Origin of the sequence: Massilia sp. LXY-6, from assembly GCF_051233485.1 — a bacterium.
GTDB lineage: Bacteria > Pseudomonadota > Gammaproteobacteria > Burkholderiales > Burkholderiaceae_D > Telluria.
On the sequence record NZ_JBKFGF010000012.1, the window covers coordinates 73877 to 85087 of the forward strand.

Genomic DNA, 11211 nt, shown 5'->3' on the forward strand with positions numbered 1-11211 from the left:
GTTGTCAGGCCAGCCAGCGAAGCAAGCGCATCGCATACAGCATCGGTGTTGCATCCCAAGGGCTGCTGCGCGGCAGCTGGAACAGGTCGTCGCGGCCGCTGGCGGCGCCTGCCGCCGTGCTGCAGGCCGCCTCGTAGCCGGCCGCCTTCGCCATCGCCGCGTGGCGTTGGTCGAAGTCGAGTCCGGGCTTGCCGTTCGGGTAGGCGAAGTAGCGTACTGTGGTGCCGGTGATGGCTTCCAGGTCGTGCTTGCACTGCTCGATCTCGAAGCGTGCCGTGGCATCGTCCAGCTTCGACAGGATCGGGTGCGACACCGTGTGGGCGCCGATTTCGACACCGCCGGCCGCCAGTGCGCGGATCATGTCCGGGGTCAGCATCAGGTTTTCGGTGGCGTGACCCCCAGCCAGTTCTTCGAGCTCCGCGGTCAGCGCTAGCCGTTCGTCCGGAGGAAGATACTTTACGCGCTGGGTCACATCGTGCAGCAGGCGGCGGCGCTGGTCGCGGTTGGCGAGCGTGATCGAGGGCAGGCCCAGCCTGCCGAGGTCGAGCGGGCCATTGGGCAGACGCCGCACCGAGTCGATGATACGCTCGTTCCACATGGTGCCCGAGCCGATATACCCCGTGGTGACGAACACGGTGGCCGGCAGCCTGAATTCACGCAATACCGGCAGGGCGAGGTCATGCACGGAGCGGTAGCCGTCGTCGAAGGTAATGCACACTGCCCGCGGCGGCAGTTTGCCCGAGGCCAGGGCCGCCAGCGCTTCCTGCAGCGACAGCACGTTGAAGCCATCGGCCAGCAGCTGCATTTGCCAGCGGAAGGTCGCTAGCGCAGGCTCCTCTTCGAGGATCGGATCCGGTGCCGACAGAATCCGGTGATAGTTCAGGATGCACAGGCGCCCCGCGCCGCGCCGGGGGACGGCGATGCCGTTACCGATCCCCCGGATAAGGCGCATGGTCAGGCTGGGCTGCGAGCGATAGACGTTCATGTGCAGGAATGTCCCCAGCGCGAAGCGGTGGCTGTTACCAGGACCGAGGATATGTTCGACAGGTTGTTCAGCACTGCAGCTTTCTAGTAAACACAGATATTAATATCGTATCAAATCGGATAGGCATTCTGTAAAGAATGTTGTATCCGTGAATGTACATGAAATAAAAATTTATTGGACGAATCCCGTCTCCGGTGCGCGGGTCCGACGCTTCGATGAGGAAGAGGGGGCAAGAAGTACTTGTGAGGAAAGCTTCGCGCGCAGATCAACCTGCATCGGGGTGAAGCGGCTGACTCGGCGCAACAGCATTGTTACGCCGAGAATGGGCTGGCAGACCATGTCCTTGTCAATGCCTGGGCGGACTCAAGTATGGGATAGTCAAGCTGCCTTCAGTAGGTCCGGACGCTGTTCGCTCTCGAGGATGGCCGCCGGCAGTATGCGGGACTCCAGTACGATCAACAGGCCGATGACTGCATACGCCATTTCGAAATAGGCAAAGCTCAGGGATGCGCCACCGAGGCAGAAGGCAAACATCGTCAATTGCAGGGTAGTCGCCAGGCGTGGTATCCATTCTGGCACGGTATGCTTGCGCGCGATCCGAATGATGTTGCGCGCCTTCTGGAAGGCTGCCGCAAGGAAACTCAAATAAATCCCAAGGCCGACGAAGCCGTGGTCGCCCATGACCTGGAAATACACGCTATGGGCGGCATGTGGCCTGTCCAAGTCTGGCGTGGCATCGCCTGTATAGAACCATGGCACGGAATCGAAATGCTGTGACAGGGCACTCCATACCGGGAAATTCTCAAGTGCCTTGAATCCACCGCCGAAGAACGGATGTTGCGATGCCATGATGAAGCTGAGTTTCCAGGCCACCACGCGGCCCATGAACGAGGCGTCCTTGTCCGCCGAGTTGACGGTCTGAATCCGGGTTACCCATTCCTGGGTCACCAATTGCGACATGCCTAGCACAAGAATGACAAGCAGTACCGTGACCAGCCCTTTGCGTTCGGTTTTTAAATAAAAATACGCCCCAAGCGCAATCAGCACGATAAAGCCGCCGCGCGATTGGGTACCGATCACGGCGATCACCATGAGTGTAATGGTGCCGAGTAACGCCAACGACAATATTTTCGAACGCTTGCCAAAATCCTGCAGCAAATAGACACAGATCGGCAGGGTCATCACGAAGGCGATCGACAGCTCGTTACGGTCGCCCAGCACGTGTCCGGTCATGCCTTCGATCATGTGACCGCCTCCACTCATCAGGTACTTGAGCGCTTCAAGGTCGGCAAAGAAGCCGACCGATAGCACGCAGCACCAGAGGAAGAAGTCGATGTGCAGTTTGTTTTCGATAATAGCTAGAATGAAAACGAATAGCATGACCGTTTTCAGCAGTCGACTCCAGAAATCCCAGGCACGTTCCGGATCGCCGATTCCCATGAGGGTGCTTGCGGTGGTCCATGCAAAAAAGAGCAGGATCAGCGCACCGGTTCGGGTGAGCGTGAACTTGGGCTTGTTCTTCCAGACGAAATAGCCGACGACCGTGATACCGGCGAACAGCAGGTTGTACCGGATGCTCGCGGCGGGGCCGTACAGCCAGCCATTGGGAAAAAACAGCGCAGTCCAGATCCACAAGCCGAGCCCGATGAAAGGCCGCTTGCACATGGCATACAGCAGGAACGGCAAGATTGCCAGAATAACTAGGTCACGCATCCTTGCTCCAGCCTTTGTTCGGTTTCTTGCCATTGGCTTTGCGGTCTTCCGCCAACGCCCAGCGGCATAGCAGAACCACGGCGATCAGGTCCAACGCCCACAGTGCGCTTTCCATTCGTTTCTTTCTAATTTCTAATTCATCAGGGGTTGAGCCAATCCGTGCGGACGCTGCTGGAGAACGTTCTGGAACAGGCGGAGCTGGCCAGCCGTGGTGTCGTTCCATGAAAAGCGTTCCGCATAGCGCCGCGTGGCAAGGCGGTCCGGGTAATGTGCGCGCAGCGCATTGACGGCATCTGCAACGCCTTGCGGGCTACGCTCGGCCATCAGCACGCCCGCTTCCGGCGCAGCCACCACTTCCGGCGTGCCGTACACGCGGCTGGCGACGACCGGGGTACCGCAGGCCATCGATTCGAGCAGGACGTTGGCCCAGCCTTCCCGGCTCGACGCCAGCACCAGCGCATCGGCAGCGCCGTAATGCTGCCGCAATTGCGCTTGCGGCACGGCGCCCAGGAAGCTGACGCGCGCTGCGACATCCAGCTCGCGTGCCAGGTTTTCCAGCATGCTCCGGTTCGGACCGTCGCCGGCCACGACCAGCCGCACGCCGGGCAGCAGCGGCAACGCGCCGATGATCAGCTCCTGCGCCTTGACCGGCACCAGGTGGCCGACGGTGAGCAGGGTGAACGGTGCGGTGCTGCTGCGCGCGGTCGGCTGGAACAGCTCGAGATCGACGCCGTTGCGCAGCGAGACGATGCGGTCGGCGTCCACGCCAAGCTGGATCACCTCGTCGCGCAGTGCATTGCAGACGGTGATGACGGCGTCGGCCTCGCGCGCCGCCGCCATGATCATCTTGCGCGGCCCGGGGAATTGGGGCAGCAGCGTGATGTCGGAGCCGCGCGCGGTCACGACCACCGGCTTGTTGAAGTAGCGCCCCAGCTTGACCGCCGCGACGCCGTCCGGATAGAAGTAGTGGGCGTCGATCAGGTCGAAATCGAAGCCTTCGTCGAGCAAACGGGCGATGGCCGGCCTGGCGCCCTGCGCCAGCAGGCTGGGCGCCAGCTGCATGCCGACTTTCGGGATCGTCAGGTAGCGCGGATGCAGCACCTGGATGCCATGCCGTACTTCGGCACGCGGCGCCGCCGCCATCTTCGCGTACTTGCCGAAGCGCGGGTCGCGCGACGGGAACCAGGGCACCGGCGCGACCACGCGCGCCTCGACCTGGCCGCTGGCGACCAGGTGGCGCAAGCGCGTCTCGACGAAGATGCCGTGGCCGGGCTGCGCCGCGTTCGGGAACAGGGTGCTGAACGTCAGGATCTTCATGCAGCTTGGGTTCCGGTTAGTCGGCCATAGATGTTCTTGTAGCGGGCCACGCTGACCGGCCAGTTGCGTTCAAGCTCCACATACTCGCGGCCGGCCTGGCGCAGTTCGGGCCATTGCTGCTGCGACCCGAGCAGGGCGCCGACCTTCTGGGCCAGCGACTCGGGGTCGTCGGCGCGGAACAGCACGCCGGTCTTGCCGTCGGCGATCAGCTCCAGGTGGCCGCCGACGTCGGAAGCGGCCAGCAGCCGGCCCTGTGCCATCGCTTCGAGGGGCTTCAGCGGCGTGACCAGGTCGGTCAAGCGCATCGACAGGCGTGGATAGACCAGCACGTCGAGCAGGTCGTAGTAGCTGTTCACCTGGTCGTGCGGGACGCGGCCGGTGAACACGACCTTGTCTTCGATGCCCAGCTCCTTGGCCAGCTGGCGCAGCTGGGCGTCCTGCGGGCCGCCGCCGACCAGCAGCACGCGCAGGTCCGGCATCTGCGCCGCCAGCCGCGGCACCGCGCGCAGCAGCACGTCCAGGCCCTCGTAGGCGTAGAACGAACCGATGAAGCCGATCAGGCGCGAGCCGGCCAGGCCCAGCTTTTCCTTCAGCAGCGGGTCGGCCTTGCCGCCCACCGAGAATTTGTCGAGGTCGACCGCGTTCGGGATCACCGTCACCTTGTCGGCCGGGATGCCGCGCGCGACGATGTCCTTGCGCAGGCCCTCGCAGATGGTGGTGACGGCGTCGGCACGTTTCAGTGCATAGGTCTCGAGTGCGCGGGTCAGCTTGTAGCGCAGGCCGTTCTCGGTGCTGGTGCCGTGGTCGACCGCGGCGTCTTCCCAGAACGCGCGTACCTCGTACACCACCGGGATGCCGAATTTCTTCCCGGCGCGCAGGGCGGCAATCGCGTTCAGCGAAGGCGAGTGCGCGTGCAGCACATCGGGCTTGACCAGTGGGATGATCTCGGCCAGCCGTTTGGTCAGGCCGTCGATCACCTCGAACTGGCTCAGCCCCGGTACCTTGCTCAGGGCGCTGGTCGTGGAAGGCGTGCGGTAAAAGTGCAGGCCGTCCACGTTTTCCTCGAGGATGCCGCCGGTGCTGGGGTCGTCGGCGTGCTGTTTGGATCCGGTCACGTGGAAGGTTTCCCAGCCGAGGGCCCGTTGTTCGCGCAGGATCGAACGGGTACGGAAGGTATAGCCGCTGTGCAGCGGAATCGAATGGTCGAGGACGTGCAGGACTCGCATGGTTCTTTGCTCTTCAGTTGCTATGTTGGGCGGCGTCGGCGCCGTTCTTGCGCAGGAAGGCTTCGAACATCAGGACCTGCCACAGCGCGGTGCTGTGGTCCTTCAGGCCCGACTGGTGTTCGCTCACCATCTGCTTGAGATAGTTTTCGTCGAAGATGCCGGTGTCGAGCAGGACCGGGTTGAACACCGCCTGCTTCATCTTGTCGGCCAGCGGGCCGCGCAACCAGGCCGCGAGGGGGATCGAGAACCCCATCTTCTTGCGGTACAGGACATCGTTGCCGAGGTAGGGCTCGAGTGCCTTCTTGAAGATGTGCTTGCCCTCGCCGTTGCGCAGCTTCGAGCTGGACGGCAAGCCGGACACCCATTCGACGAACTGGTGGTCGAGCAGCGGCACCCGCACTTCGAGCGCGTGGGCCATGCTGGCGCGGTCGACCTTGGTCAGGATGTCGCCCGGCAGGTAGGTTTTCATGTCGATGTACTGGATCAGCGACAGCGGATCGTCGGTCGGCGCGTCCTTGGTGTAGTTGCGCATCACCTCGACCGCGCGGTAGCCCTGCAGACCGGCGCGGAAGCGCTCCGAGAACAGCTGGTCGCGCACGCGGTCGTTCAGCATCGACACGCCGTGGAAGTAGCCCTCGGTCAGGTCGCGCGCCAGCGCCTCGAACGTGGTCTTGGCGCGGAATACGCGCGGCGCCCAGTCGGCCTTCGGGTAGGCGGCGCCGAGCAGGCCGAACACCGGCTTGCGCAGCGCCAGCGGCAGCATCGAGCGCACCCGGTGCTCGTTGAAGGCCATGCGGTGGCGGCGGTAACCGGCGAAGTTTTCGTCGCCGCCGTCGCCGGACAGTGCCACGGTGACGCGCTTCCTGGCCAGCTCGCAGACACGGTAGGTCGGGATCGCCGAACTGTCGGCATAGGGCTCGTCGTACAGGTGGGCCAGGGTGTCGACCAGGCCGTAGTCGTCCTTGTCGACGGTCTCGCACTGGTGATTGGTATGGTAGCGCTGTGCGATCTGGCGCGCGTATTCCGACTCGTCGAACGCGGGATCGTTGAAGGCGATCGAGCAGGAATTCACCGGCTCCTTGGAGAGTCCGGCCATCATCGCTACGATGGCGCTGGAATCGACGCCGCCGGACAGGAAGGCGCCGAGCGGCACGTCGGCTTCGAGGTGGCTCTCGACCGCTTCGCGCAGGCGGTAGATCAGCTCGCCTTCCATGTCGCGCTCGGTCATGCGGTCGTGCGGCTTGAACGGCACGTCCCAGTATTTTTTCTGTTCGACGCGGCTGTCGCCGACCTTCAGGGTCATGGTATGGCCCGGCAGCAGCTTGTGGGCCTGCTTGAAGATGGTGCGCGGCTCGGGCACGTAGCCGTAGGCGAAGTATTCCTCGACCGCGAACGGGTCGATCTCGCGCTGCAGCCCGGGCACCGACAGCAGCGATTTCAGCTCGGAGCCGAACAGGAACATCCCGTCCGGCAGCACCGCGTAGTGCAGCGGCTTGATGCCGAGGCGGTCGCGCGCGACGAACAGGGTCTGCTTCGGGCGGTCCCAGATCACGAAGGCGAACATGCCGCGCAGGTGCTGCACGCAGTCCTCGCCCCACTGTTCCCAGGCGTGCACGATGGTCTCGCTGTCCGACGGGGTACGGAACACGTGGCCGTATCCCTTGAGCTCGTCGCGCAACTGGCGGAAATTATAGATCTCGCCGTTGAACACGAGGGCGACCGTATGGTCCTCGTTGAACAGCGGCTGCAGCCCGTTTTCCGGCGCGATGACCGACAGGCGCCGGTGGCCGAAGCCGAGGCCGGGCTCGAGGTGCAAGTCGCCTTCGGTCGGCCCGCGGTGAAATTGGGTGTCGTTCATGCGCCCGAGCATGCCGCGATCGATGGCGCGGCCGCCGCGCATGTCAAAAATGCCTACTATTCCGCACATTGTGTGATGACTTCTCGATGGGGGGTTTTGGTTCTGCACAGGCCGTCATACAGGTCCACGTAGGTGGCCAGCATGGCGGCAATGCTGTATTTGCGTTCGATGCGCTCGCGTCCGTGGCTGCCGTGCAGGCGCGCCCGCTCCTGGTCGCGCACATAGGAAGCCAGGGCCTCGGCCATGCGCTGCGGATCGCGCGGCGGCACCAGCGTACCGGTGGCGCCGTCGAGCACCAGGTCGGGAATGCCGCCGACCGCGGTGGACACCACCGGCAGGCCACTGGCCATCGCTTCCAGCATCGTCACCGGCGTGCCTTCGGCGATCGAGGACAGCGCGAACAGCGAGAAGCTGCGCATGACGGGTGCCACGTCGCTGCGCGCCCCGGCCAGCCAGACGCAGTCCTGCAGGCCCGCCGCGGCGACCTGCTGCTCCAGCCGGGCGCGCAGCGGACCGTCGCCCACCAGCACCAGCCGCAGGCGTGCGGACTGCTCCGGCAGCATGTGGCGCAGCAGGGCGAAGGCTTCGATCAGGCCCGCATGGTGCTTGACGTCCTGCAGGCGGCCGACGGCGCCGATCACGAAAGGGTGCCCGCACGAGGACCCGGCCGCGGCGCTCCAGGGTTCGGCCGGATCGCTTGCCGGCGGCGTGTCCGACGCCGGGCGGAAGCGCTCGGTGTCGACGCCGTTGTCGATCAACAGGGTCTTGGCTGCGGGGATGCCGACCACTTCCTGCAGCCAGCGGTCGAGGTCGCGCGAGACCGGCACGAAGCGGTCGATCACCGGCACCAACAGGCGGCGCAGCAGGTTGTGCTTGCGGTTCACGCCGTGCGGGTCGCCCGCGTCGCGTCCGTGTTCGGCATGCACGCGCACCGGCACCCCGGCCAGCAGGGCGGTGGCGTGGTATTCGATCGTGCCCAGGTTATAGGTGTGCAGCACGGCCGGGCGCAGGCGGCGCAGCAGCTTGAACAGGCGGGCGTGCGCGCCCAGGCCGAGGCCGGGCGGCTTGTGCAGGGCATGCACGGCGACGCCCGGCCGGGTGATCCGTTCGGCGAAATCGGTGTAGTCCGTCAGGCAGATCACCACATGCCGGTACTTATGCGCGGGCATGCGGTTGATCGCATCCACCAGCAGGGTTTCCAGCCCGCCGATGTCGAGCCGGTAGATCAGGTGCGCCACCAGCGGCGGCTGCTCCATATTGCTCATCGCTTCCGTCATCCTTAATGCTTCTATGCCGCCGTGTCGAGCATCGCATCAGGGGCGGGGTGATGCGCATGTCTTGTCAGGTTTTTTACGTCAATGCCGGCGCGCGTTTTCGAGCGTCGCGTTGATATGTTTGTAATTGTCTAACAGAAATGAATGGAGTGTCGCACGCGCTGCATCAGGCTGTTCGTCGAAGGGCGCCGACAGCATCACCGCCGCGCCATCATCGCCGCGCAACAGCAGTTTGGACTGCGCCTGCAGCAGCTTGCCGACGGCGTTGCTGGTGATGTCGCGGTCGCCGACGCGCATCCAGTCCCACACCAGCAGGGCCCGGCCTTCGCGGCGCAGCACGGTCTCGCGCACGGCCAGCATGGTCCCACCCACGTTCTCGGTGCGGCGCGCCGACGCAGTTTCGTGCCAGGCATCTTTGTAGCCGGCCAGGCGGTTGAGGGAGCTGATCAGGGACTTGCTGCGGTCCTGGTTGCGGTAGTAGAGCAGGGTCAGGTCGACCGGCATCGCCCCTTGCCGGTAGCTGCGGCGCAGGGTGGCGTCGGGTGCCATGTAGTCCGGTTTCCAGTCGGCGAATTCGGGCGCCTCCGGCCAGCTCACGGCCACTTGCGCCAGTTCGACCTGCGCGGGATTGTGGTTGGCGTGCTCGCCGTACAGCGCGAAGCCCGGCCACACGGCGCACAGGGCCACGACGCAGGCGGCCATGGCCGGGATGCGGGCCGGCGCGCCGGCGTCCGCGCGCGCGGCCACGGCGGCGGTGGCCGGAACATCGGTATCCTCGCGCCAGTAGCTGCCGATCCAGAACATGATGAACATGACCAGGCCGAAGAACAGCCAGCCGTAGATCAGGTGGTCGACACCGGTCGCCAGCGCCATCCCGGACAGGTGGCCGATCATCACGATCATGTAGGCGCGCAGGCCGTTGGCCAGGATCGGCACGAGGACCGACAGGCCGATGAACAGCGCGCGCCGCGCCATCGAGCGGTAGGTCAGATACGCGTACAGGCAGCCCAGCGTGATCGAGGAGATCAGGTAGCGCACGCCGCTGCAGGCCTCGACCACCGACCAGTTCCCGGTCGGCAGCTCGAAGCGGGTCCCGCTGCGCAGCACCGGGATGCCGGTGGCCTGTACCGCGGCCACCGTGAAGTCGGCGGTGAACTGGATCAGCGGGCCGACGAAGACTTCGCCGAACGGCACCGCGAACAGCAGGAACAGCAGCGGGAAGGCGAGCGAGCCGGCTAGGCGCGGGCCGAGCAGGGCCAGCGCGGCAACCGGGAACATCGCCACGAAGGTATATTGCGACACCACCTGGACTTCGCCCAGCTGCGCCGCCAGCCAGCCGGCGCCGAGCAGCGCCAGCAGGATCAGCGCCGGCGCATAGGGCTTGGGCGGATACAGGCTGAAATTCGTGCGGCGGCGCCAGATCAGCCACAGGCTGATCGGCAGGATCACGTAGCCGTGGGCGAAGGTCTCGGAACTGTTCCAGATCGAGACGATCGATTCGACGGTGCGGAGGTATAGGGCGAAGGGCGCCAGCAGGGCCAGCGCGATCAGGACGATGGCCGTGCGCGACAGGCGGCTCGCGGCCGGGACGGCGGCGCCATCGGAGGCGACGCCGGGTGAGGAATTCAGCATCATTCCAGGTTCTCCCCGATGCAGGCAAGATTGCTCGACCAGCTGTAGCGGCGCTGCACCTTGGCGCGTGCCGCCAGGCCGATGGCCTCGGCCGCGCCATCCTGGCTGACCAGCAGCGCATTCACGGCGCCGATGAACGCGGCGGCGTCTTCGGCCAGCACCAGTTCGCTGCCCGGCTCGGCGTCGATGCCTTCCAGCGCCTGCGGCGACACCACCACCGCGCGCGCCATCGCCATCGCTTCCAATACCTTGTTCTGGATGCCGCGCGCGATGCGCAGCGGCGCCACCGCCACCGCCGCGTGCGCGATGTAGGGGCGGACGTCCGGCACGGTGCCGGTAACCGTCACGCCGGGACGCTGGCCGAGGGCCTGCACCGCCGGGTTCGGGCGCGAGCCGACGATGTAGAAACGCAGTTCCGGGAAGCGTTCGCGCAGCGCCGGGAACACGTTGTCGCAGAACCACTGGACCGCGTCGACATTGGGCCAGTAGTCCATCGCGCCGGTGAACACCAGGGCGCGCTCGCCCGGCCGGTAGGGATTCGCGTGCGCGGCTTCGGGCGTGAAGTAGTCGGTGTCGACGCCGTTGCTGAAGTGGCCGATCTTGGCGCCGCTCTCGGGCGCGAGCTGGCGGAACAGGGCCGCCTCGGGGGCCGACACGAACAGCGAGGCGTCGTAGTCGCGTGCGACCTGGCGCTCGTAGTCGAGCAGGCGCGCCGCTTCATAGCCGTACAGCCAGCTCATCGGCCAGGACTTCTTGTCGGCGTACTGGCGCCATTTGTCGGAGTCGACGTCGACGAAATCGACCACCCGGCGCGCCTGGCGGTAGGGGTCGGCATACTGCGCCATCGCCGACGAGAACACCAGCACGCGCTCGATCCCGTGGGCGGCGACGGTGTCGCGCACCCAGCGCGCCAGTTTGGCGTCGCGGTAGTATTCGAGCGACAGCGAACGGTTCTTCAGCAGGGCGCCCAGGCTCTTCACGCGCGCCAGCAGCGGGTTCATGCGGGAGAAATGGCTGCTCGCACACAGCGCCTCCACGTGCGGCACGTACTGCCAGTCGTCCGGATCGTCCACGAAGGTCGCCAGGTGTACCCGGTAGTGCTTGGTCAGGTGCTTGAGCAGGTGGTACGAGCGGATCTTGTCGCCCTTGTTGGGCGGGTAGGGGATCCGATGGATCAGCAGGAGCAGGTCTTCCACGATTTTTTCC

9 protein-coding genes are annotated in these 11211 nt (G+C 65.2%); all 9 read right to left on the minus strand.

From position 1 onward, the window contains the following. Positions 1 to 4: 4 nt before the first annotated feature. The gene (locus ACI48D_RS07025; protein ID WP_435570504.1) at positions 5 to 985 is read right to left on the minus strand and encodes a polysaccharide deacetylase family protein; all 981 of its coding nucleotides are present in this window, start codon (positions 983 to 985) and stop codon (positions 5 to 7) included. A gap of 378 nt (positions 986 to 1363) precedes the next feature. Continuing rightward, positions 1364 to 2698, minus strand: a complete 1335-nt coding sequence (locus ACI48D_RS07030; protein ID WP_435570505.1) for a putative O-glycosylation ligase, exosortase A system-associated — start codon at positions 2696 to 2698, stop codon at positions 1364 to 1366. Continuing rightward, entirely contained in the window at positions 2691 to 2813 is a 123-nt protein-coding gene (locus tag ACI48D_RS07035) for a hypothetical protein (RefSeq protein ID WP_435570506.1), read from the minus strand. Before ACI48D_RS07035 ends, ACI48D_RS07030 begins: the two co-directional genes overlap by 8 nt. A gap of 17 nt (positions 2814 to 2830) precedes the next feature. Continuing rightward, positions 2831 to 4015, minus strand: coding sequence for a glycosyltransferase family 4 protein (locus tag ACI48D_RS07040; RefSeq protein ID WP_435570507.1), 1185 nt, complete (start codon positions 4013 to 4015; stop codon positions 2831 to 2833). Then, complete coding sequence (locus ACI48D_RS07045; RefSeq protein ID WP_435570508.1) at positions 4012 to 5241, minus strand: TIGR04063 family PEP-CTERM/XrtA system glycosyltransferase; 1230 nt, start codon at positions 5239 to 5241, stop codon at positions 4012 to 4014. The genes ACI48D_RS07040 and ACI48D_RS07045 overlap by 4 nt, the downstream gene beginning before the upstream one ends. Before the next feature lie 13 nt (positions 5242 to 5254). Further along, on the minus strand, positions 5255 to 7168 hold the full coding sequence (locus tag ACI48D_RS07050) for an XrtA/PEP-CTERM system amidotransferase (protein ID WP_435570509.1): 1914 nt from the start codon (positions 7166 to 7168) through the stop codon (positions 5255 to 5257). Beyond that, complete coding sequence (locus tag ACI48D_RS07055) at positions 7156 to 8376, minus strand: TIGR03088 family PEP-CTERM/XrtA system glycosyltransferase (protein WP_435570510.1); 1221 nt, start codon at positions 8374 to 8376, stop codon at positions 7156 to 7158. The genes ACI48D_RS07050 and ACI48D_RS07055 overlap by 13 nt, the downstream gene beginning before the upstream one ends. Before the next feature lie 78 nt (positions 8377 to 8454). Further along, positions 8455 to 10008 (minus strand): exosortase A, encoded by a 1554-nt coding sequence (gene xrtA, locus ACI48D_RS07060; RefSeq protein ID WP_435570511.1) that lies wholly within the window; start codon positions 10006 to 10008, stop codon positions 8455 to 8457. Further along, entirely contained in the window at positions 10005 to 11201 is a 1197-nt protein-coding gene (locus ACI48D_RS07065) for a TIGR03087 family PEP-CTERM/XrtA system glycosyltransferase (RefSeq protein ID WP_435570512.1), read from the minus strand. Before ACI48D_RS07065 ends, xrtA begins: the two co-directional genes overlap by 4 nt. Positions 11202 to 11211 lie beyond the last annotated feature (10 nt).

Bases quoted from the DNA above. Each gene is read 5' to 3' on its own strand.
- ACI48D_RS07035 (WP_435570506.1), bottom strand. From the start codon at position 2,813: ATGGAAAGCGCACTGTGGGCGTTGGACCTGATCGCCGTGGTTCTGCTA.
- ACI48D_RS07040 (WP_435570507.1), bottom strand. From the start codon at position 4,015: ATGAAGATCCTGACGTTCAGCACCCTGTTCCCGAACGCGGCGCAGCCC.
- ACI48D_RS07045 (WP_435570508.1), bottom strand. From the start codon at position 5,241: ATGCGAGTCCTGCACGTCCTCGACCATTCGATTCCGCTGCACAGCGGC.
- ACI48D_RS07050 (WP_435570509.1), bottom strand. From the start codon at position 7,168: ATGTGCGGAATAGTAGGCATTTTTGACATGCGCGGCGGCCGCGCCATC.
- ACI48D_RS07055 (WP_435570510.1), bottom strand. From the start codon at position 8,376: ATGACGGAAGCGATGAGCAATATGGAGCAGCCGCCGCTGGTGGCGCAC.
- ACI48D_RS07025 (WP_435570504.1), bottom strand. From the start codon at position 985: ATGAACGTCTATCGCTCGCAGCCCAGCCTGACCATGCGCCTTATCCGG.
- xrtA (WP_435570511.1), bottom strand. From the start codon at position 10,008: ATGATGCTGAATTCCTCACCCGGCGTCGCCTCCGATGGCGCCGCCGTC.
- ACI48D_RS07030 (WP_435570505.1), bottom strand. From the start codon at position 2,698: ATGCGTGACCTAGTTATTCTGGCAATCTTGCCGTTCCTGCTGTATGCC.